Consider the following 22,053-nt stretch of genomic DNA (forward strand, 5'->3'; position numbering starts at 1 on the left):
TTTTCAGCACATTTTTTGCGCTAAATACTCAACTCGTTCGTTATTAATATACCTATGTCAAAAGCTAAAGCCGTCCGCATTTTCTGGATTCTGTTATTCTCCGGAGTAGTCGCCTTTGCCGGTTTCATCGCCCTCATCGCGACAGGAGCTTTCGGTCAGCTGCCTTCCCTCCATGAGCTGGAAAACCCTTCTCTAATCCTGGCATCGGAAGTCTTTGCCGCCGACGGCAGTTCGATGGGGAAGTATTACACCGCTAAAGGCAACCGCCTCGACGTTGAATACAAAGACATTTCCCCCAATGTGATCCATGCGCTGGTATCGACAGAGGACGAACGCTTTTACGAGCATTCAGGCATCGATGGAAAAGCCGTTTTACGGGCCATCCTGCGCTTTGGCCGCGACGGCGGTGGCAGCACCATCACCCAACAGTTGGCGCTCAACATGTTCAACGGTGAAAGATCGCATAACCGCATCAGCAGGGTCATTCAGAAATTAAAGGAATGGATCATCGCCATCCAGCTCGAACGCAACTTCACAAAAGAAGAGATCATCACGCTCTATCTCAACGATGTCTCCTTCAGCGATAATGTCTATGGCATCCGTGGCGCGGCCCGCACCTTCTTCCGGAAAGAACCCGACAGCCTCAGCATAGACGAAGCGGCCGTTCTCGTCGGCATGGTCAACAACCCCAGCCTCTTCAACCCCCGCACCAACCCGAAAGCCGCTATGGACAGACGCAACGTCGTACTCAACCGGCTGGTCAGTAATCACTGGCTTTCCGAAGAGGAAGCCACCACGCTAAAAGCAAAGCCCATCGACATGTCCCGCTACCGGAAGCTGGACGAGAACAATGGTGTGGCCCCATATTTCCGCGATCAGCTGCGCAACGATCTGAAGAAATGGTGTAAAGAACATACCAATCCCGCCACCGGGAAGCCCTACAACCTCTTCCAGGATGGACTGAAGATCTATACCACCATTAATCCGCGGATGCAGGCCTATGCCGATAGCGCCGTTGTGCGCCAGATGCCCATCCTGCAGCGCGAACTGGACGCCCAGCGCAGCGTCCGCAACGGAGACGTCTGGGCAGACCATCAGAATATTCTCGATGCGGCCATGCGCAATAGCGAAAGATGGCAGAACGAAGAAGACGACGGGCTTTCGGATGCGGCCATCCGCAATTCCTTCAATGTCCCGGTGAAGATGAAGGTATTCGCATGGAATGCCACACGCGAGAAAGATACCGTAATGACGCCGCTGGATTCGATAAAATACTGCCGCCAGATGCTTCAAACGGGTTTCATGGTCATGGACCCCTTCACCGGGGCCGTTAAAGCCTGGGTGGGCGGCATCGATTTCCGCAACTACAAATTCGATCACGTCAATATCAACACCAAACGGCAGGTCGGTAGCTCTATCAAACCCTTCCTCTACGGGCTGGCCATCGAAGATTTCAATTTTACCCCGATGACCCAGTGCCCGGCCGTCCAGCAATATTTCCCCGACTACAACGCTTATGTACCGGCGAGAAATGGCTCCCACTGGGAACCCGGCCCTTATCCGATGGCCTATGGCCTGGGCTGGTCCATCAACGAAGTGGCCGCGTATCTCATGAAGGAGATGGGTCCGAAAGGCCCGCAGCGGTTCGCCGAATTCCTGAAACAGATAGGTATCCCAACCTCGGTGCAGCCCTACCCCTCCCTGGCGCTGGGCGCCTGCGAGCTCTCGTTGTATGAGATGCTGGACGGATATACCATGTTTCCCACCGGCGGCTTCAACACCCAGCCTTACTACATCGAACGCATCGAAGACAAACACGGTAATATCCTGGCCAACTTCGCCTCGACTCCAAAAGAAGTGCTCAGCCAGTCGACAGCCTATACGATGGCGCGGATGATGCAGGGACCCGTCGATTTCGGCACCGCCAAAGGACTACGCGAACGACTCGGCCTCGCCGAAATGGGAGGCAAGACCGGCACCACAAACGACAACTCCGACTGCTGGTTCATCGGTTATACCCCCCAGTTGCTGGCCGGCGGCTGGGTAGGATGTGACGACCGATTTATCCACCTCGAAAGCCGGTCGGCCGACGGCGGCCATGTGACAAGACCCATCTGGGAATCCTTCTTTGCAAAGGCCCTGGCGGACAAATCGCTTGGCCTCAACAGGAATGCCCTTTTCACCAAACCCGACAGTGTCCGCCCCGGCGAAGAGCTCCAATGGAGCAGCCTCGAAAAGCCCCCGCCCCCCGGCGCAGAAGGGGTCGACCAGGGCAACGGCAACGCCAGCCAATACAACGACACCACCAAGGCCAAACCGGTGAATCCATATTAACTCTCCTGCCGATAGAAAACCTTCCCTTTTTGGGACATAGTTAGATCATTGTACATATGTAGTAATTTTTGTAGCACCTGCTTAGAGTTTGGCACTAATCTGGTTCTAAGGGAATCACCTATATAAAACCGTAATATCCAATGATCCCTTTGACCTTAACCCGCCTGAAAAACCTTTTCCTGCCCCTCCTGTTCCTTCTCACAGCTCATCACCGCCTCACCGCGCAGGCCTGCTCAACCGCCCAGGGCAACCAAACCACCTACGGCACGGGCAACGTCTGGATCGGTTATGTCTACACCGGCATGAACTTCAACAACTACCAGGGCTATGTCAACGAAGGCTCCGCCTCCAGCCCCAATTTCGACGAAAACTTCAACGGCGGCAACGGCGGCGCAACGTATAACACCAACGGCTGTTCGATAACGACCCTTCAATTCAGCGTCCGGTATAAGCTTACCCAGTCCTTCACCGGCAACTATACCATCACCGTCGGCGGCGATGACGGCTACCGCCTGAGCCTCGACGGCGGCGCCACCTGGGTCATCAACAACTGGGCCGACCATGCTTACACCACTACCAGCTATAGTGTCGCGCTCAACGGCAGCACCAACTTCGTACTCGAATTCTACCAGGATGGCGGCGCCGATCGCGTCACCTTCAATATCACTGCGAACTGCACCGGTACAGGCGACCCCACCGTCTACGGAACAGGGAATGTCTGGAACGGCTATCTCTACCAGGGCATGAACTTCAACCTTTATAAAGGAGAGGTCAACGAAGGCCTCGCCTCCAACCCAGCCTTTGACGAGAGTTTCGGCAACCCCGGCGGCACTGCCGTCATCTACAATACCAACAGTTGCACCATTACGACCCAACAGTTTTCGGCCCGCTATCGCCTGACCCAAAACCTTGCCAATGGGAACTATGTCTTCACCGTCGGCGGCGATGACGGCTACCGCCTGAGCCTCGACGGCGGCGCCACCTGGGTCATCAACAACTGGGCCGATCACGCCTATACAGTCTCCAGCTACACCACCCCACTCAGCGGAACGTACAATATGGTCCTCGAATATTACCAGGACGGGGGACTCGACCGCGTCAGCTTCGCCCAGGCCTTCTCCACCCTGCCGGTAACCCTCACCCGCTGGTCGGTCAGCGCCCTGGACAACAACCAGGCACTGCTAAAATGGTCGACCACCGATGCCGTCAACTTCGATCATTTTGTGATCCAGCGCAGCACGGATGGCTCCACCTTCGAAGACATCCACACCGTTGCCGCTGTCCCCGGCGATTCGACGGCGCAAAACTATTCCTACACCGACCAGGACAATTGGGACGGTAAGCTGTACTACCGGCTCGCAATGGTAGACCTCGACGGGAAAACAGCGTATTCCAACATCGTCAGTCTCTCCCTGCAGTCCGCCCAAAGCATCCGCATCTACCCCACACAGGTGGAAGGCGGTAGTTTCTTTGTCCAAACAACCACATCCATCCACCAGGCAAGACTCGAGCTCTTCGATATGTCAGGCCGCAGACTGCAACAGAACGACTGGTCCCTGCTCCAGGGCCGCCAGCAGGTTACCCTCACCAATGGCGCATCCCTGCCCGCAGGCGCCTATATCGTAAGGCTCTCGGACCACCAGTCTATACTGGCAAAACAGATCGTTGTCATCAAATAAAGCATCAAATAAATGCCTCCGGGCAAGTCCCGATCCTGCAGGCCTCGATCCCGGTCAGCCCTGGTCCCCGGCGACCACTGATCAATAATCATTGGGATTATAGACCCGATTCGGCACAAACAGATCGAAATCATCAAAAGTTCCGTTGTTGCCGTTGTTCCCGGTGCCAACAAAACTGCTGTCCTTCACCGTAAACGCGATGGCGCCGCTCCGCGGCGCACGTGCCCAGGGCGTCCTCCGGCTCCAGCGATCGCTGGCAATATCATAGGCCCACGTAGCAGTGACCATGGTCCCGTTGGTGCCGGTCGCCAGGTAAGCCGTGCTGCCATTGACAAAGATCGTTGCATACTCCCGTTCGATATCCGTATAGCCATCGTCAAAAGTCTCAGAGCTCGTATTGGTAATATTATTCAACTGATGCCAGGCAGCGGTCCGGGAAGGATCGAATCGCCAGAAATCCCTGACCATTCCACCGCTATTGGCGCCCGTAACAACATAGGCCTGATCGTTATATACAAAGGCCACCGCACCCTGCCGCTTGGAAAAATCCCCGCTGGTGCCAGGCGTCAGCGACCATTTGTCCTGCGCCGGATCATACTGGTAAAAATCATTCATCCAATTGACGTTAAAACCCGTGCCGATATACCCCTTATCCCGGATGCCAAAACCGACGGCATCATACCGGGGCGTGCCGGGAAAATCCGCCTTCCGGGTCCAGACATTCTGCACCGGGTCATACTGGTAAAAATCACGGTAGACATTGACAAGATCAGTACCCGTGCCTACATACCCATAATTACCCACGCTAAAGGCGGCAGCCTCACTTCTGGGCGCGCCGGGGAAGTCCGCCACCTGTTGCCAGCCACTGTCGACGCTAAATCGCCAGAAGTCTTTCAACCGGCCCGTACCACCAACCGATTGATTATAGCCCAAACCCACATACGCATCCGTCCCGATCACAAAACAGGAAGCATTCCCACGGGGCGGGTCCCCTATCGGCGCACCCGCCACCCAATCACCTAATTGGGTGGCGGAAATACTGCTGCGATTACAGGAGAACATAGAGAAAAACACTGATCCGAATAAAATAGTAAAAAATGAGCGCATATACATAAACGTTAGTTTACGGGCATTAAAAAAGCGGGAATTCCCCAAAAACCCGATGGTAAGAGCGAGACACCGCTCATCCCGATGCATCGCCGCTGTTAATGTTTCCTATAAAAATTGTTAACTACCCGGCGCGCATCATCGGCACATAAATTGCTAATGGTTGATGTGACAATCTTATCTCCCATGTACAGTATTAAAGGAGTTTTGTGGTGCTTGGCTATACTGACCATGCTTACCGGTTCCGTGCCCACCACCTCCACCGCTTTCGCTGCACCGGATCTTCCAGCCCGGCCATTTCCGCAACATACCACCTATCAGGAAGGGGCCATCCTGCCCAACCATATCAGCCAACAGGGGCTGGACGACAGCGTCCGGTCATTCTACCTGGCCTGGAAAGAACATTATATCCGAAGCGGCTGCACCCCGGGCGAAAAATACGTCTGGTTCGAGGGAACAAAGAGCTCCAGCATCTGTGTATCGGAGGGACAGGGATATGGAATGATGATCACTGCGCTCATGGCCGGATCCGATTCCACCGCACAGGAGACCTTTGACGCGCTCTTCCGCTTTTACCGGTCGCATCCCGGCACCACCAGTCCCCACCTGATGGCATGGACCCAAAGCAGGGATTGCCAGAGCCTGGATGGCAGCACTGCCACCGACGGCGACATGGATATCGCCTACTCCCTCCTGCTGGCAGATGCCCAATGGGGGCAACACAGCGCTATCCCCTACCGGCAGGAAGCGCTGGAAATGATAGCCGCCATCCGCCGCGAAGAGATCAATCCCCGCACCTACACAGTGATGGAATCAAATCACGAAACGCCGCGCAGCGAGGATTTTTATGATATGCGGTCGAGCGATTTCATGCCCGAACATATCCGGGCCTTCCGCAGGGCAACGGGCGATGCCGTATGGGACACCGTACTGGACAATAACTACCGGGTCTTTCACTATCTCCAGAACACCTATAGCCCGGATGCAGGACTGATACCCGACTTCATAAAAAATATCTCTTTGGCCGAAACTATCACCGCCGTTCCGGCCCAGCCCCATTACCTGGAGTCGAAATACGACGGCCTGTACAACTTCAACGCCTGCCGGGTACCCTGGCGCATCGCCGCGGACTTCCTCGTCTCCGGTGACCAAAGGGCTGCCGACTTCCTGGCGCCTATCAATTCCTGGATCCGCAGCACCACCAAAGACAACCCGGATAATATCTCCGCTGGCTATGATCTCTCCGGGGCAGACCTCCCCCACCGGTATTTTGAAGCGCTGTGCTTTATCTGCCCTTTCGCCGTCTCTGCGATGGCCAGCCCCGAAAACCAGGTCTGGCTCAACAAATTGTGGGATTATATCGTAGATTTCAAATTAAAGGACTTCGACTACTATGACAACAGCATCAAGATGATCGATATGATCATCCTCTCCGGCAACTACTGGGCTCCTTAACGAATAGCCGTACCATCCCTCACCTCTTCACTTGCCACCTTCACTAGCTGATCCCCTTCCTGCAATTTGTTGCTATAGACTTCCGTCTTTCCTCCCTGCGACCTGCCAGTCTTCACATCGATCCACTCGGCCTTCCGGTCAGGGGTGACCCGGATAACAAAGACCCGCTCCGTCGAATTCACTACAGCAGAAGCCGGCACGATAAAAGTGCTGTCCCTGGCAGGAAGCGGCAGGTCCACCTCGGCCACCATCCCCGGCAGCAATTCCCGGTGCTTGGGATAAACATCCATTTCCGTGCGCTCCGCCCGGAGGTGATTGTCAAGCGCACCGGCCAGCCGTCGAACCGTGGCCGAGAATTTGTGGTCCGGCATAGACTTGACGGTAAATTTCACCTCATCCTTGTCCCGTAAATACCCCGTTAACGCTTCGGGTACGGAAACGACCAGCCGAAGATGATCCTGCTCCTGCAAGGTGAACATCGGCAGATCGGAGCCTTTCCCTGAAGGGCCTACATAGGCGCCTGGGTTGACATTACGATTGCTGATGACCCCGCTGAACGGCGCCCTCACCTCGAGATATTTCAGCGTCTCGGCAATTTCTTTATAGGAGGACTTTGCGGCATCCCACTGCGCCAGATCGGACTTCTGCCGGGCATCAGCCTGATCGACGTCATTCTGGGAAATGGTACCCGGTGTCTTGCTGGTCTCCACGATGCGGTCATAATTGGCCTTGCTCGCAATGTAGATAGCTTCCTGGGCCTTTACCCTTGACTCGGCGCTGGCCAGCTGACTCTGTAATTCGGGCGCTTCCATCACCGCCAGCAACTGCCCCTCCTTCACCTCCGAGCCGACATCAACATATAACTTTTTAACAAAGCTGTTCACCTTGGCATAGAGGTCTACCTGCTGGAAAGCGATCAGCTCCCCAGGCACAAAGAGGTCGGTGGACAACTGCCCCTTCTGCAGTTGAAAGGTGGCCGCAGGCGCAGCCGCGCTATCCTTTTTCGGCGTGTCATTCTTCTTTTCCTCTCCATCGGAAGAAGAGCAGCTGTTCAACGCCAGCACCAGACCGCAGGCTGCCAGCAACCCGGCTCCTATTCTTTTATTTCTCATTTGCTTCATACAATGATGATATATAATGTTTACTTTCTTTATCGGAAGGATCAAGGGATACGGATTGCGTAGTCGTCTTGCGCTGCACCCAGGCAAAGATCAAGGGTAGAAAGAACAAGGCCGCAAAAGTGGAGGCGATAAGACCACCGATGACAGCTCTACCCAAAGGAGCCGCCTGCTCCCCACCTTCACCAAGTCCCGAAGCCATGGGGATCATACCGACGACCATGGCCACGCTGGTCATCAGTATCGGTCGGAGCCGGGTTGCCGCCGCTTCCCGGGCCGCCCGCATCGCGTCCCCTGATGTCCGGCGCAATTCTTCGGCATTGGTCACCAGTAACACGGAGTTGGAGATCGACACGCCCACAGACATGATCATCCCCATATACGATTGCAGGTTCAGCGTCGAGCCGGTCAGCATGAGCAAGGCCAGCGAACCCAGCAACACCGCCGGTACGGTACACAGCGCGACAAGCGAAACTTTAAAAGACTGGAAATTGGCGGCCAGCATCAGGAAGATGACGACAACGGCAGTGATGAGGCCGGCCTGCAGGCTGTCCAGCGTTTCGGTCAACACCTGGGAAAGCCCACGGGTCTCGATGTTAAGGCCACGCGGCAGTTTCCCAAGACCGGCGATAGCTTTATCGACATCCTTCGTTGCCCGCCCAAGATCAACCTTGTTAAGGTTAGCCGTCACCGACAACACCGGGATAGCACCGAGGTCATCGTCCTCGCCATAGACGGAATCGATCTTCAGGGTGGCCACGTCACCAAGTAGCGGCCTCGGCGTGTTCGGGACAACCGGCGTTTCGGCAATGTCATGAACGCTGGTCATCTTGTTCTCCGGAATTTGAACCTGTACAAAATAGGAAAGATTGGATTTATGATCCAGCCATACATTCCGCTCCGTATACCGGGAAGAAGATGTCGCGGCGATCAGGCTGCGGGTGATGTCAGCAGTATTGGCGCCCAGCTGCGCAGCCCGGATACGATCTATATCGATATCTATGGCCGGATAGTGAATGGCCTGGCCGAGTTGAACGTCCCGCAAATAAGGTATCTTCTGCAATTGCTCTATCACTTTATAGGCATATTCCTCATTGAGCTTCTTACTCTTCCCACTCAGCTTGACCTCGATAGGCGTCGGCGAACCCTGGCTGAGTATCTTGTCGGTCAGTTCGATGGGCTCAAAAGAAACCTTCAGCTCGGGCAGATCCGCTGACAGCCGCTGGCGGAATTCGTCTTTCAGATCGTCCATCTTTACCTTATAATCTTCCTTGAGACTCACCTGCAAGACTCCTTCCTGCGGACCGGCCATGAACAGGTAGATCGGGTTAGTCGAAAATTGACCGCCGTGCATCCCTACCATCGCCGAGGTCACCCCGATATTGTTATGTCCAACCATCGTGTCGAGGATGTGCAGGGTCTTGATCATATATTCCTCCGAGCGTTCGATCCTCGTACCATCAGGGGCGCGAAGCCGCACCTGGAATTGACCGACATTGGTTTTTGGCAATACATCCCGGCCAATGCTATTGAGCAGCAGCCAGGCGCCCCCAAGACCCAGTACAATATAACCGATGGCTATCGGCGTACGATACGGCAGTAGCCGGTCGGTGAACCGGAGGAAACGCTTCCGAAAGCGGTCGAAACGCGTCTCCTGGCCATGCTTGCCGCTGCCATGCTCCATCATCTTCATCTTCTCTTCGGCTACATGCTTCTCATCGTCGGCAGACAACCCCGAAGCCCTGAACTCTTCTTCGTCGGAAGCAAAAGTCCCTCCCCCCGCCTTGCGATGCCCCTTCATGATCCAGTTGGCCATCACCGGCACAAAGGTCTGGGCCATCAGGTAGGACACGATCATCGAGAAAGCAATGGCCAGGGCCAGAGGCAGGAACAGCGCCCCGGGGATACCACCCATCGTAAAGGCCGGAGCAAACACCGCCAGGATACAAAAGAGGATCAGTAGTTTCGAAAAGGCGATCTCCTTACAGGCATCCCAAATGGCCAGCGACTTGGGTTTGCCCATCGCAAGGTGCTGGTGGATATTTTCTATCGTCACCGTGGACTCATCCACCAGTATCCCGATGGCCAGCGAAAGCCCGCTCAGCGTCATGATATTGATGGTCTGGTGAAACAGGTTGAGAAAGAGCACCCCGGATATGATACTGATCGGGATGGTGAGGATCACGATAGTGGCGCCACGCAGGTCACCGAGGAAAAGTACCACCATCAACCCCGTCAGAATGGCGCCGATAGCCCCTTCGGACAAGAGGTTCTTCACCGAATTGATCACATATACCGACTGGTCAAACTCATAAGAAAGCTTCACATCCTCCGGTAGCTGCGCCTGGAATCGGGGAAGGGCCTTCTTGAGGTCCTGCACCACCTCCCAGGTAGAGGCCGCAGCCGACTTCGTTATCGGCAGGTACACGCTTCGCTTGCCGTTGATCAGCGCATAACCGGCAGTGATATCCGCAGCATCTTCTACCGTCGCTACATCTTTCACGTATACATTCTGCACCCCATTGGTATAGATCGGGATATCGCCAAAGTCCTTCACCTTCTCGATGGTCGTGTTCGCAGGAGTAAAATAGTTGAGGTTGCCGATACGGACATTGCCGGCAGGCGTTGCCTGGTTATTGTTGTGCAACGCCTCTACCAATTGATCGGGGGTAATATTATGGCTGCGCAATAATTCCGGATCGGCCTTGATAACCACCGTACGGGCATTCCCGCCAAAGGGAGCAGGAGCCACCAGACCCGGCACGCTGCTGAACTGGCTCCGGACATAGATATTCGCCAGGTCCTGTAACTCATTGTTGTCGCGGATGGGACTGCTCAGCACCAGCTGTCCCACCGGCAGCGTCGAAGCGTCAAACCGCAGGATAAAAGGCGGCTGCGACCCGGGTGGGAAGCTCGCCTGCGCCCGGTTGGTATACCCCGTTACCTCCGCGGCCGCCTGCGCCATATTCGTCCCCTCATAAAAGGTTAGCTTTATCAGCGTCAACCCCTGGATGTTCCGGGTCTCGATACTCTTCACCCCGCTGACGAACAACAACAGGTTGACATAGTTCTTGCCGAAATAGGTCTCCATCTGGTCGGGCGTAAAACCACCATAAGGATGCGAAATATAGATCACCGGCAGGTTGAGGTCGGGAAAGATGTCGATCTTGATGGTCCTGACGGCGCCGATGCCAAAGAAAAGAAGTCCCGCCACCAATACTAAGATGGTGATCGGTTTCCTAAGCGCGGTTCTGATTAATCCCATGGTCTGAACGATTCAGTTAAAATTCATTAAAAAACAATCCAAAATCCCCACTGGACGCCGCCTTGAAGAGCAGCGCCTGCCATACGTTGTTATTGGCAATATCCCGCTCCGTTTCCGCCTGGTTAAGGATAAAGGCAGCCGTCGTCACATCGACGATGGTAGCCAGTCCGTTGCGGTATAAAGTCTCTTTCTGGAGATAGGCATCCGATGCGGCTTTCACCTGTATCGGCGCTTCCCGGTAATTGTCCAAAGCATTTTTGATGCGCGTAGCCGATAGCACCAGCTGCGCCTGCAGCTCCTGGTTGATCAACCCATATTCTTCCTGGAGTCCCTGCGAAATAAATTTTTGCGACGCCACCTGTTGATGAACCCGCAGCGGATTGGTTAAATTCCACACAAAACCTACTCCTAAAAGATAGTTGCCCCGGTCAAAGCTCACCCCCTTGAAATAATTGGCCGTATACGCATCCGGATACTGGCCATAGTTGGAGGAAAAGCCGCTGCCCCGGTCCTGCAGGACGCCAAAGAGTGAAAAGGTGGGATAGTTAAAGGTCTTCAGGTATTTCGCTTGTTCATTGCTGACATTGATACGTTGCTGGAAGAACTGCAATACGGGATGCCGACTAAGCGGCTGCGCCGGCGTGTCGGTAAGCGATGCCGGTATCTTCGAGAGAAAGAGGGTATCGAGCGTCCAGTCCACAGGCGGCGGCACCTGCATCAGCTGCGCTAATTGGTTGGCCTGCTCCTGTTCGAATTCAATGGCATTGGTAAGCGCGATCCGGGCATTGGAGACTTCGGCATTGGCAAGGGATGAATCCACACCGGGATTGAGCCCCGTCTTGGCCCGGGCGGCCGCCACCGTCTGAAACGCCACCGCACGTTCCAGATTTCGTTGCTGGCTGACGATGAGCTTTTGCGCAGCCAGCACATTGAGATAGGCGGCCGATACCTTGACTCCTTGCTGAAAACGCTCCTGGTCGAGATCACTCTGGCTCTCATTCAACGCGGTCTGCGCCACTTTTGTCCGCTCCTTGGCCCGGCCGAATTGAAAGAAATCCCAATTCACATTAGTAAGATAAAGTGCGCCAAACGCAGCATTCCAGTTTTGAGTGGCGAATACCGGACCCGAGGAGGCCGTTCCAGCCACCTTATAAGCACCCAGCGGGCCATACTGGCTGTTGACCGTCCCATAAACGTGCTGGGCCGAAATATTCAGGTCGGGCAGGTATTCCATCTTCGATTCTTTCACACTTACCTGTGAAGCCTTCACGTAATTGGTTTTCGCACGGATGGTTCCGTAGTTGTTGAGCGCCGTCTGAACGGCCTGCTTCAACGTCAGAACCTGGGCGCTTGCCGCCCCCGGCAGACTGCCCAGTAAGAGGATGCCGAGCAGGCCGGTCAAATGCTGTTTTGACATGAGTAATGAGCTGTTTTATTATAATTCGTCTAGTGGATGGAACCGGATCCCATCCGGTTTAAGCCAATCTATGGCAGCAAAGCGAACGCTAAAGTCTGACCTGTCGGTCGGGGCGGCCCCCGGCCGCATCCAAGTGTAAAGGGAGCGAAAGATTTTGAAGTAATTTTGAAGCCGCAGTCCGCGGTAAGAAACTGACAGCCAATAGGTGCAGGCCGTTCTTATATTCGTAGACGATATCGAAGCGACTTAATTCACAGATCTGGCGCACAATAGCAAGGCCGATGCCGATGGAGTCGCTACCGGCATTCCCTTTCTTAAACCGTTCGAATAATTCCGACGTGGCCACCTGCGGCTCGGCCCCGGTGTTGATGACCACAAGGCCCTCGCGTGTCAGCGTGACGCTTATCCACCCGCACCCCCCGCCCGCTGGCGCCACTGCGTCGCCCATCGCAACCGTCCCCCCACCCGCATCGCGCCCCCCCGCCCCCGCCGCCGGGACGGCCCCGCTACGCATCGCTATCGGCGTATTATGGCGGATGGCATTGCCGATCAGATTGGTGATCAGCAGATCGGCCAAGGCCAGGTGAAGCGGAATATGTACACCTTTTTCAATATGCGACTCCAGGGTCAGCGACTTCAGCTGGATCAGCTCGTCAAAAGAATCCAGCGTTTCCCGCACCAGGTTGCTGATACACACCGGCTCCTTGGCTTCATATTCCTTGTTCTCCAGCTTGGTCAGCAGGGTTAGCGAACTGTGGATACGCGACAGCCGCTCGAGAGCATTCTGCATCTCGGCAATAAGTATCGCCTGCTCATCCCGGATGTCCGACTCCATCAGCAGGTCCAGCTTTCCCCTTATGACCGCCGTTGGCGTCTGCAGCTCATGGGAGGCATTCTCCGTAAATTCCTTTAAGGATTGGTAGTCTTCACGGGCCTTGTCCGTCATCTTACGGAGGAACTCGTTTAATTCCATAAATTCCGCTGTCCGCGTCAGCGGCAGCCGTATCGCCTCCTGCTGTTTGAGGTCAAAAGATTGTATCACCCGCATCGTCCGCTTAAAGGGCGCCAGAATATATTTTGATATCAGTCCCCCGGAGACGATGACCACCACCAACAGCACCAACAGTATCCATTTGAATGAATCGACCACCCCGGGCAACAACTGGTAAAAGGAAGGAATGAAAGAGTAGGTCGTTACCCGGTAGTGCAACCCGTTGATGACATAAAAAGAAGTGACGACCAGCTTGAACTCGTTGGCCTGGAATTCCGGGTTCCACGCGAGACCACGGGTGTAATAGGTAGAGGTATTCTTTGGCACGGAGTCAGCAGGTATCACCGTCACCGTGGCCCTTTTACGTGTGGGATGGTCGGTATAATCGCCACCCTGGCGTATCTGGTCTGCGATAAGGTCGTTAAGCCGTTCATGCCTGACTACCTCTACCCGGCTGATCTTCCATTGTATCTCGTAATAGACGATGGCGCCCCCGATGAGCAGCACCACCAGCATAATGCCGAAATACCAAAGCGTGAATTTTGTTGTTAACCTCACTCTTGTTTATGTGAATTGAACTTATATCCCAACCCATACACCGTGCTGATATAATCCATCCCCCCGGCATTGCTGATCTTGCGACGCAGGTTCTTTACGTGCTGATATACAAAATCAAAATTAGCCAGGTTATCGGTATAATCCCCCCACAAATGCGCCGCAATGGCCTGACGGGAAAGCACCCGGTTCTTGTTAACGATGAAATATAGCAGCAGATCGAACTCCTTTGGCGTCGTATCCACAAGCGCATCATTGATGCGCGCCTCGAACGTATCGGTGTTGAGGCTGATCTCGTTAAACTCCACAATACTCGCCCCACCCAGATTTTTTCTCCGATATACCGCCCGTATCCGCGCATGCAATTCGGCCAGGTGGAAAGGCTTGGTAATATAATCATCAGCCCCCTTTTCCAACCCGATGATCTTGTCATCGACAGCATTCCTTGCCGAGATGATCAACACATTACTGTCTTTATATTCGTTGCGGATAACGTTCAATAACCCGATGCCGCTGCCATCCGGCAGTCCGATGTCGAGCAAAATACAATCATACTGGAAAAGCGCGAGCTTTTCCCGGGCTCCTTCTACCGTCTCACAGGACTCGCAGATATACCCCTCCCTCCCGAGAAAGTCGCGGATATTGCGGGCCAGCTCCTGGTTGTCTTCGATGATCAGCACCTTCATGGAAACGAATTTCGTACAAAAATTTGAAGCAACCTTGAAGCCACCGGTTCATCGGTACCCGCGGCGTCACAGCCATGCTGCGCCCGCTCATCGATACCCCTGCGCCTGCAAATGGAACAGCTCCGCATATCGTCCATCTTTCTCCAGCAGCTCTTCATGACTGCCCATCTCCACCATTTCCCCCTTGTCCAACACCAGTATCCGGTCAGCCATCCGCACCGTGCTAAACCGGTGAGAGATCAACACGGCCGTCCGCCCCTTGGTCAGCTCGGAAAATCGCTGAAACACTTCGTACTCCGCCCTTGCGTCGAGCGCGGCTGTAGGCTCATCCAGTATCAGCAGCTGGGCATCCCGCATGTACGCCCGCGCCAGCGCGATCTTCTGCCATTCTCCACCGGATAATTCCACACCCTGGCGAAACCGCCGCCCCAACTCCTGGTCATACCGGCCGGGCAATCGCTCCGCCAGCAGGTTGGCAAGGCTCTTCTCCGCCGATGTCTCGATCAGCTGCCGGTCTTCTTTGTGCAGGATATTACCGACAGCAATATTTTGCGCCATCGTCATCTGATAACGCAGGTAATCCTGGAAAATAACCCCTACCTGCCGCCGCACTTCATCGGGATCATACTCCCGCAGATCGACCCCATCGAGCAGTATACGACCCTCCGTAGGATCATACAGCCGCGTCAGCAATTTGATAAGAGTGGTCTTGCCTGCGCCGTTCTCGCCTACCAGCGCCAGCCGCTCACCGGGCCGGAGGGTAAAGCTTAGATGGCGGTTGGCCCACCGTTCGGAATGAAGATAACGGAAACCGACATCCTCAAAAGTAAAGCCCTCACGGATAGGCTTCGGAAAAGGTCGGGGATGAGCCACCCGGGTGATCCGCGGCTTGATCTCAAAAAACTCGAAAAGGTCCTGCAAATAGATAGCACCCTGCGAGACACTGGTAAACCGCGTGAGGATACCCTCCAGCAACGACCGCAGTTGCCGGAAAGACCCCGCTAAAAAGGTCAGATCGCCGATGGACAACTGGCCATGAACGGCCCGTAGAATGATCACCACATAAGCGCTGTAATACCCCAGACTGCCCAGCAGGGAGAACACCGTTCCCCAGGTGCTGCGCTGTATGGCCAGGCTTCGCGAGTCTATATAAAATTTATCCGACAAGGCCTGGAACCGGTCGATCAGAAAACGCGAAAGGCTAAACAGCTTCACTTCTTTGGCCGTCTCGTCACTGGCGCCGAGATAGCGAAGATAGTCCAGTTCCCGCCGTTCGGCCGTCTGCGCCCGCATAAGGGTATAGCTCCGGTCGTTGAAATAGGACTCGCCAAGAAACGCCGGCACCACCGCTACCAGCAGCAACAGGATCAGCCAGGGATTGAAGGTCATCAGCCCCACCGCAAGAAAACCCATGCTGATTAGATCCTGCACCTGCCCCAACACCTGGGAGAGTAAAACGGTACGACCGGTGGTCTGCTGCCTGGCCCTTTCCAGCTTATCATAGAAGGTCGTATCCTCGAATTGATCGAGATCGAGGCTGGCTGCATGTTCCATGATCTTAACGGAAGTAAAATTTGCGAACTTCTCCCCTAATAGGCTGTCCATCAGGTTAATAACCCTCATCAACCCGTCCGAAAATAGTGCTAATCCAAATTCAATGGCCACCAGTTCCCACAGCCAGGTCATCGCGCTCGTACTCCCGCCGGCCGTTGCGCCGCCGCCATTACGCAGTAGTAGCACCACCTGGTCGATGATCAGCTTTCCGACATATAGTGTTGAGACAGGAATGGCCGAACGGGCAATCCGCAATATTCCATTGGCAAGCATGATGCCCGGGCTGGTCTGCCACACCAGGCCAAAGAAGCGGGGCAGGTTACGGAGGGCATTTAGCCGCTGTTTCCACGTAAGGGGCGCGTCAGTAGAAGGAGTCCTTGCATTCTTCATAGGACAATTTAACAAAATCCCTTACATTTAGTTTCATCATGAAAAGAGGGTTTCTATTCATCGCTATCCTGTTCCTGACGCTTTGCGATCAGCAGGGGGTCGCGCAGATCACTGTAAGCGATACCGTCACCGCGCAGGTCGGCCCCCCCGACACCCTCACCGCCGGAGTCTCGGAATGGGACCATGCCAAGGCCCATCCGACAAAATATGGTGAGACCCGCGACCTGCTCACCGGCGCCACACGCGATCTGTCGCTACTCGATGTACAGGCAGAAAGTCTCAATGCAGGCGGGTCGTTCTCCCCACCCACGGGCGAGTCGGCCGACCACCTGCTCATCATCCGGGAAGGAAACATCACCGTCACCATCGGCGCTATCCGCAAGGTATTGGGACCGGGAGGCATCGGGCTCTTTGCCGCCGGCGACAAACCGATCTTCCTCAATACCGGTACCTCCACCGCCACCTGCTACCTGCTCTCCTTCCGGTCGAAAGGCCGGCTTGACCATGATAGGGCAAAACAAGGTGGCGGCCCCATTCTTCTGGACTGGTCTGAATTGCCGGTAAAAACAACCGAAAAAGGCGAAAGCCGCGCCATCTTTAGCCGGCCCGTAGCCTGGCTGGGGAAGATCGATATGCATGCAACGACGCTTAATTCTGGCCAGATCAGCCATCCCCAGCATGTCCACAGGGCCGAAGAGATCATCCTGCTGCGTAGCGGACATGTCCGGATGCATATTGGCGACGGCTATCAAAAAGCCGCGGGCGGCGACCTCGTCTTCCTGCCTTCCGGCGTGCCACACAACCTCGAGAACGGGGAAGAAGGCAGGTGTGAATATTTTGCCCTCCAGTGGCAACTGTAACATTTACCTTTGCAGGGAAGTCATGAAGCCGAAATTATTAAAGGTACCGCGGACCGCCACCCATTCCTTCAGCGTAAGGGAAGACCGGGACCCCTTCATCAACAACCGCTGGCATTATCATGCAGAAGTGGAGTTGATCGTTTTTCACCAGGGCAGCGGCACCCAGTTTGTCGGCGATCATATCAAACGCTTTCAACCCGGTGACATCATCCTGGTAGGCTCCAACCTGCCGCATTACTGGCGCTATGACGATATCCATTTCAAAGAAGCGGGTAGCCAGCCCGTGCATTCGACCGTCATCCATTTCTCCGAAAATTTCTGGGGTGATGCCTTTCTCGAACTGCCGGAGACAAAACCCATCCGCAGCCTCCTGGACAAAGCCCGGCGGGGAATTTTGGTAAGCGCACGCGACGAAGAGAAGATCCCCGCCCTCGTCCGCAAGATCAATTCTTCGGAAGGCGTCGGCCGCATCATCGCCCTCATCGAATGCCTCTCGGCTTTTGCAGGCTCCGACCGGCTGCAATTGCTTTCCTCCATCGGCTTCCGGCCAGATTATGCCGAGTCGGAGAACGACCGCATCAACGCTATCTACGATTATACCTTCCGCCATTTCACCGGCAAGATATATCTGGGAGAAGTAGCCGCCGTCGCCGGACTCGTACCCAACTCCTTCTGCCGCTATTTCAAATCCCGCACTGGTAAGACTTATACGCAATTCCTGACGGAGATCCGCATCGGCCACGCGTGCAAACTGCTTCTCGACAACCGTGTCAGCATCAAACAGCTCTGCTACGAGAGCGGTTTCAACAACTTCACCTGCTTCCACAAGAATTTCCGCCTCATCACCGGCAAGAGCCCGCAGTCATATCAGCGGGAGCATGGCATCGCTTGACCCCGCAGCCGGCTAAGGCCGCCCGGCCCGTGGCCACCCCACGGCCAGCAACGATCGCGGTGCTCCCGCGCCCCACCGCCCTTCGCCGAGCCCGATGCGAACGGCGTACTACTGCCCGGGGTGATAATACGTCAGCGCTTCCGGCATCAAGGCCTCCAGTTTCGCGATGCGGTCTGCATCCGCCGGGTGATCGCTTAAAAGGACAGGCGGCTTTTCCCCGCCCATCGACGCCATACGCTTCCAGAAGGGAATGGCCTCCCGCGGATCGTAACCCGCCATGGCTGCAAAGATGAGCCCGTAATGGTCGGCCTCGTATTCAAATTTGCGCGAATAGGGCAGCAACACACCTACCTGCGCCGTCGGAGCATACACCTGGTCGAAGATACCCACCGTGGTAGGATCGCTGCCCAACGCCACATCCCCGGCCACCTGGATGCCCTGGGCAAGCAGCTGTTCGCTCATCCTTTCCCGGCCATGACCGGCCACCGCATGAGTGATCTCATGACCCAGAACAATGGCCAGAGCAGTCTCGTTCTGCGTGAGCGGCAACAGTCCGGTATAGACGACCACTTTTCCACCAGGCATACACCAGGCATTCACCTCCTTGCTTACCACCAGGTTGAATTCCCAACTGTAACCTTTCAACGCATCGGGGGAGCCATGCGCACTATAATACCTCCCGATAGCATCGGCGATCCGCTGGCCTACCCTTTTCACCATAATGGTATTGGGGTCCGAAGGAGCAGCGACCGGGTTGGAGGTAAGAAATTTCTGGTATTCGGTCAGCGCCATGCCTTGCACCTGGCCTTCCGAAACCAGGGACAATTGCCTGCGACCGGTGATGGGATTGCGGGCACAGGAAAAACCCGCCGACAGAAGGGCGCCGGCCAGCACCATTGATAGGAGATGTTTGTTCATAAGTTTTCTGTTGTAGCGGCGAAGTTACAAGGCATTGAGCAAACTTGGACCAATGATTATTTGATTATGCACGCGTCCGCCTCGGAGGAACTTTGGGTGTGGAGATAATAGGCTCGCCCAATTCTGCTTCCAGTTTGGCCAAGGTTCGTAAGGTTAGATTGTGAGGGCGTTTCAACCATTTATTAATTTCGGAAGGCTTCTTTTTCAATTTATCAGCAAGCTCCTTTTGCGTGTATCCTTTTAATTGCAGTAATTCATTTATCCTAATAACAATATCTGTGTATTGGCGGACAAAAATCCTCACTTCATCCGGTGTTTCATCCTGTATTCGCTTGGCGATTTTACTTCTCATTCTCAATTTTTTTTACAAGAGAATATCTTGATCTCCATTTGTAGCCCTAATCCTTCGTTTTTTATCAATAGTAATCTCTCCGTTTCTTAATGCTTCCTCGATACGCTTAGCAAACTGACATGCTTCTCTCCATTTAAGACTCAAATCATCACTTTCCTGGTTGGTTTGCGCAGACTTTACACCTCCATTAAAAAGTACAACCAGATCCGATCGATTCTTGATCCGCAACGCATACAATCTTAAAGGGAAATTGGGAAATAGAAAGACGATCTGGCTAACAACCACTCTCCCTTTGTTTGGCAATCCTACAACTTCATTTTCAAATCGATTGAACAAGGCATCGATAGCTCCATGGTCCTCCCCGATACTGTCCAAAACAAAACTCAGCAGTTCCTGCGTGGGCTCTTTCAAATTCTCGATCGCATAATACTTTTCGAAGAATTTATCGGTCTCACTCATTACAGAACCATCCCACCGAACAGTATAAAAGGTGCATTTCCTTCCCTCATCATCCCACAATTCCAAAACAAAGGTATTCATTTATAAGTGAATTTACAAATGTTAAAAATTACGCAACTGTCTATCAATATTTTACATAAAAAGACGATTACATATCAGTTCGGAAGGTTGCTGGAAAACAGGCTGGATCGGGCTTTCCATCATCCCTAAAATGTTTTGAAGCCTCCCCAAAAAAGTACGGGCCGGTTTCATTCTTGAACTTTCCAATTTTGCCTTCGGAGACAAGGCTAACTAAAGAAGAACTTATACATTTTATAGCATAACGTCTATCCTTTATCTGGTGCGGATGGTAAATTCTTGCTTTCTCATAGATCATTACACTGGTGAGAAACCTATCTGATCTTTTTACTATCTCATATGTCAATTTCTTCCACTCAATGCTCAATTTATCTCCTATTATCGCCTCCTTTATCATTAGGAACTCCTCCGGTAAAATAATTGTCGAATGAAGATTTCTTTTGTTGTTTAATATTTGGCTCAACTCACGAATAGTGTTTTCTACAGAATGAGTTTCCTTCCTCAATTCCTTAAGATAATTTTCTATCGAGGACTTGACAGTCCTAAGTTCGTCAAGTGTATACTCTACCATTTTCATAACATAAAACTACGGTTAACTCCACAAAAGACAAATTTATAATACAATATTTTGATATTCAATTACTAAAAATTCAATAAAGACATTATCTGTCTTTTCAAAGACAGTAAATTTACTGGAAAACAACCTATATTTGTTACAACTAACCGATATGCCCACAGAAATTAAATGTCCAAATTGCGGTCATCTGTTTCCGATAGAAGAAGCCATGGCCGAAGAGTATAAGAAAGACCTGCGTGACAAGATGCAGAAATTCATGCAGGACAAGGAAAAGGAATTTCAGAAGAAACAGGAAGAATTCGTCCGCCGGGAAAAGGAATTCCGGACAACGATGGAAGAGAGCCTGCGTAAATCCATCGGCACCGACTTCGAGAACCAGCTGCGGCTGTTGGAAAATGCTAACCGGGAAAACGAAGAAAAACTAAAAGTTTCCCGGCAACGTGAGCTGGAATTTCTGAAAAAAGAACAGGCGTTGGCCAATAAGGAAGTCGAACTCGAACTGTCCCTTCAAAAGCATCTGCAAGAGGCAAGGAATGTGCTGTCAAAAGATATCCACGAGCAAGAACAGCAAAAGTTCGCAGTAAAAGAAACAGATTACGAGCTTCGTCTGAAAGAGCTTCAAAAACAGCTCGACGATCAGAAGAAATTAGCCGAAGAAATGAAACGCAAGGCCGAACAGGGGTCCATGCAATTGCAGGGAGAAGTACAGGAACTGGCTCTCGAAGAACTCCTGCGCACCACCTTTCCCTTCGATCAGATCGCCGAAGTGGGGAAAGGCGTCCGCGGAGCCGATTGCATCCAGACCGTCCGCAACAAATTCGGCCAGGAATGTGGCAAGATCATTTACGAGAGCAAACGTACCCAGTCCTTCTCCCAGGATTGGGTGGAAAAGCTGAAAGCCGACATGCGCAGCCAGGGAGCGATGGTCGCCGTTATCGTCACGCAGACCATGCCGAAAGACCTCGAACGTTTTGGCGAGATCAACGGCGTATGGGTCTGTTCGTTCGCCGAGGTAAAAGCGCTTGCTTATATCCTGCGCGACCGCATTATCCGTGTCTTCGATGCCGCAAAGTCCCAGGAGAATAAAGGCGACAAAATGCAGCTGCTGTATGATTATCTCACCGGCACGGAATTCAGCGAACAATGGAAGGCCATCCGCGAAGGATTCCTGGCCATGAAACACTCCATTCAGAAAGAAAGGGACACTATGGAAAGGCTCTGGAAAGCCCGGGAAAAACAGCTGGAAAAGGTGCTCCTCAATGCCGCCCACGTCCGGGGCTCCATCGAAGGTATCGCCGGCAAAGACGCCATCGATGTCCCGCTGCTGGAGGATTCGGATGACGATCTGCTGGAGGAATAACACGCT

General features: G+C 53.6%; 17 protein-coding genes. 6 read left to right on the forward strand and 11 right to left on the reverse strand.

The features are described 5' to 3' along the window. The first annotated feature begins 54 nt into the window (after nucleotides 1–54). Both IEY39_RS05390 and IEY39_RS05395 read left to right on the forward strand, forming a co-directional pair. The gene (locus tag IEY39_RS05390; RefSeq protein WP_188929263.1) at nucleotides 55–2,334 is read left to right on the forward strand and encodes a transglycosylase domain-containing protein; all 2,280 of its coding nucleotides are present in this window, start codon (nucleotides 55–57) and stop codon (nucleotides 2,332–2,334) included. Nucleotides 2,335–2,474: 140 nt separating this feature from the next. Further along, nucleotides 2,475–4,013, forward strand: a complete 1,539-nt coding sequence (locus tag IEY39_RS05395; RefSeq protein WP_188929266.1) for a T9SS type A sorting domain-containing protein — start codon at nucleotides 2,475–2,477, stop codon at nucleotides 4,011–4,013. Nucleotides 4,014–4,094: 81 nt separating this feature from the next. Here IEY39_RS05395 and IEY39_RS05400 read toward each other — a convergent pair whose 3' ends face one another. After that, on the reverse strand, nucleotides 4,095–5,120 hold the full coding sequence (locus IEY39_RS05400; protein ID WP_188929268.1) for a Kelch repeat-containing protein: 1,026 nt from the start codon (nucleotides 5,118–5,120) through the stop codon (nucleotides 4,095–4,097). A gap of 231 nt (nucleotides 5,121–5,351) precedes the next feature. Here IEY39_RS05400 and IEY39_RS05405 point away from each other — a divergent pair, with 231 nt between their 5' ends. Continuing rightward, nucleotides 5,352–6,575: a family 8 glycosyl hydrolase gene (locus IEY39_RS05405; protein WP_229688780.1), complete on the forward strand. Its 1,224-nt coding sequence runs from the start codon at nucleotides 5,352–5,354 to the stop codon at nucleotides 6,573–6,575. Here IEY39_RS05405 and IEY39_RS05410 read toward each other — a convergent pair. The 6 genes from IEY39_RS05410 to IEY39_RS05435 all read right to left on the reverse strand — a co-directional run bounded on the left by IEY39_RS05410 (nucleotide 6,572) and on the right by IEY39_RS05435 (nucleotide 16,551). Further along, on the reverse strand, nucleotides 6,572–7,696 hold the full coding sequence (locus tag IEY39_RS05410; protein WP_188929272.1) for an efflux RND transporter periplasmic adaptor subunit: 1,125 nt from the start codon (nucleotides 7,694–7,696) through the stop codon (nucleotides 6,572–6,574). The genes IEY39_RS05405 and IEY39_RS05410 overlap by 4 nt on opposite strands. After that, nucleotides 7,677–10,958, reverse strand: a complete 3,282-nt coding sequence (locus IEY39_RS05415) for an efflux RND transporter permease subunit (protein ID WP_188929274.1) — start codon at nucleotides 10,956–10,958, stop codon at nucleotides 7,677–7,679. The genes IEY39_RS05410 and IEY39_RS05415 overlap by 20 nt, the downstream gene beginning before the upstream one ends. Before the next feature lie 16 nt (nucleotides 10,959–10,974). Further along, nucleotides 10,975–12,375, reverse strand: coding sequence for a TolC family protein (locus IEY39_RS05420; protein WP_188929276.1), 1,401 nt, complete (start codon nucleotides 12,373–12,375; stop codon nucleotides 10,975–10,977). A gap of 88 nt (nucleotides 12,376–12,463) precedes the next feature. Then, the gene (locus IEY39_RS05425; protein WP_188929278.1) at nucleotides 12,464–13,924 is read right to left on the reverse strand and encodes a sensor histidine kinase; all 1,461 of its coding nucleotides are present in this window, start codon (nucleotides 13,922–13,924) and stop codon (nucleotides 12,464–12,466) included. Continuing rightward, a complete protein-coding gene (locus IEY39_RS05430) occupies nucleotides 13,921–14,607 on the reverse strand; it encodes a response regulator transcription factor (RefSeq protein WP_188929280.1) in 687 nt (228 codons plus the stop codon). The genes IEY39_RS05425 and IEY39_RS05430 overlap by 4 nt, the downstream gene beginning before the upstream one ends. Before the next feature lie 87 nt (nucleotides 14,608–14,694). After that, complete coding sequence (locus IEY39_RS05435) at nucleotides 14,695–16,551, reverse strand: ABC transporter ATP-binding protein (protein WP_188929282.1); 1,857 nt, start codon at nucleotides 16,549–16,551, stop codon at nucleotides 14,695–14,697. Nucleotides 16,552–16,589: 38 nt separating this feature from the next. Between IEY39_RS05435 and IEY39_RS05440 the strand changes: the two genes are divergently transcribed. Both IEY39_RS05440 and IEY39_RS05445 read left to right on the forward strand, forming a co-directional pair. After that, nucleotides 16,590–17,411: a cupin domain-containing protein gene (locus tag IEY39_RS05440; RefSeq protein WP_188929284.1), complete on the forward strand. Its 822-nt coding sequence runs from the start codon at nucleotides 16,590–16,592 to the stop codon at nucleotides 17,409–17,411. 22 nt (nucleotides 17,412–17,433) lie between these two features. Then, nucleotides 17,434–18,303, forward strand: coding sequence for an AraC family transcriptional regulator (locus IEY39_RS05445; RefSeq protein ID WP_188929286.1), 870 nt, complete (start codon nucleotides 17,434–17,436; stop codon nucleotides 18,301–18,303). A 108-nt stretch (nucleotides 18,304–18,411) separates the two neighbouring features. Here the strand turns inward: IEY39_RS05445 and IEY39_RS05450 are convergent, their stop codons facing one another. The 4 genes from IEY39_RS05450 to IEY39_RS05465 form a co-directional block, all read right to left on the reverse strand. After that, nucleotides 18,412–19,221 carry a M48 family metallopeptidase gene (locus IEY39_RS05450; protein ID WP_188929288.1) on the reverse strand — a complete coding sequence of 270 codons (810 nt, stop codon included), beginning with the start codon at nucleotides 19,219–19,221 and terminating at the stop codon, nucleotides 18,412–18,414. Between the two features lie 64 nt (nucleotides 19,222–19,285). Further along, on the reverse strand, nucleotides 19,286–19,573 hold the full coding sequence (locus tag IEY39_RS05455; RefSeq protein WP_188929289.1) for a helix-turn-helix domain-containing protein: 288 nt from the start codon (nucleotides 19,571–19,573) through the stop codon (nucleotides 19,286–19,288). 12 nt (nucleotides 19,574–19,585) lie between these two features. Next, nucleotides 19,586–20,113 (reverse strand): hypothetical protein, encoded by a 528-nt coding sequence (locus tag IEY39_RS05460; RefSeq protein ID WP_188929290.1) that lies wholly within the window; start codon nucleotides 20,111–20,113, stop codon nucleotides 19,586–19,588. A 67-nt stretch (nucleotides 20,114–20,180) separates the two neighbouring features. Then, a complete protein-coding gene (locus IEY39_RS05465) occupies nucleotides 20,181–20,687 on the reverse strand; it encodes a hypothetical protein (protein WP_188929292.1) in 507 nt (168 codons plus the stop codon). Between the two features lie 151 nt (nucleotides 20,688–20,838). On the opposite strand from IEY39_RS05465, the gene IEY39_RS05470 reads away from it, so the two are divergent. Continuing rightward, the gene (locus IEY39_RS05470; RefSeq protein WP_188929294.1) at nucleotides 20,839–22,047 is read left to right on the forward strand and encodes a DUF2130 domain-containing protein; all 1,209 of its coding nucleotides are present in this window, start codon (nucleotides 20,839–20,841) and stop codon (nucleotides 22,045–22,047) included. Nucleotides 22,048–22,053: the final 6 nt, after the last annotated feature.

Origin of the sequence: Puia dinghuensis (genome assembly GCF_014642875.1) — a bacterium.
In the GTDB taxonomy this organism is placed as follows: Bacteria; Bacteroidota; Bacteroidia; order Chitinophagales; family Chitinophagaceae; genus Puia; species Puia dinghuensis.

Coding starts and splice junctions, on each gene's coding strand:
- IEY39_RS05390 (WP_188929263.1), top strand. CDS start 55: ATGTCAAAAGCTAAAGCCGTCCGCATTTTCTGGATTCTGTTATTCTCC.
- IEY39_RS05395 (WP_188929266.1), top strand. CDS start 2,475: ATGATCCCTTTGACCTTAACCCGCCTGAAAAACCTTTTCCTGCCCCTC.
- IEY39_RS05400 (WP_188929268.1), bottom strand. CDS start 5,120: ATGCGCTCATTTTTTACTATTTTATTCGGATCAGTGTTTTTCTCTATG.
- IEY39_RS05405 (WP_229688780.1), top strand. CDS start 5,352: ATGCTTACCGGTTCCGTGCCCACCACCTCCACCGCTTTCGCTGCACCG.
- IEY39_RS05410 (WP_188929272.1), bottom strand. CDS start 7,696: ATGAAGCAAATGAGAAATAAAAGAATAGGAGCCGGGTTGCTGGCAGCC.
- IEY39_RS05415 (WP_188929274.1), bottom strand. CDS start 10,958: ATGGGATTAATCAGAACCGCGCTTAGGAAACCGATCACCATCTTAGTA.
- IEY39_RS05420 (WP_188929276.1), bottom strand. CDS start 12,375: ATGTCAAAACAGCATTTGACCGGCCTGCTCGGCATCCTCTTACTGGGC.
- IEY39_RS05430 (WP_188929280.1), bottom strand. CDS start 14,607: ATGAAGGTGCTGATCATCGAAGACAACCAGGAGCTGGCCCGCAATATC.
- IEY39_RS05435 (WP_188929282.1), bottom strand. CDS start 16,551: ATGAAGAATGCAAGGACTCCTTCTACTGACGCGCCCCTTACGTGGAAA.
- IEY39_RS05440 (WP_188929284.1), top strand. CDS start 16,590: ATGAAAAGAGGGTTTCTATTCATCGCTATCCTGTTCCTGACGCTTTGC.
- IEY39_RS05445 (WP_188929286.1), top strand. CDS start 17,434: ATGAAGCCGAAATTATTAAAGGTACCGCGGACCGCCACCCATTCCTTC.
- IEY39_RS05450 (WP_188929288.1), bottom strand. CDS start 19,221: ATGAACAAACATCTCCTATCAATGGTGCTGGCCGGCGCCCTTCTGTCG.
- IEY39_RS05455 (WP_188929289.1), bottom strand. CDS start 19,573: ATGAGAAGTAAAATCGCCAAGCGAATACAGGATGAAACACCGGATGAA.
- IEY39_RS05460 (WP_188929290.1), bottom strand. CDS start 20,113: ATGAATACCTTTGTTTTGGAATTGTGGGATGATGAGGGAAGGAAATGC.
- IEY39_RS05465 (WP_188929292.1), bottom strand. CDS start 20,687: ATGAAAATGGTAGAGTATACACTTGACGAACTTAGGACTGTCAAGTCC.
- IEY39_RS05470 (WP_188929294.1), top strand. CDS start 20,839: ATGCCCACAGAAATTAAATGTCCAAATTGCGGTCATCTGTTTCCGATA.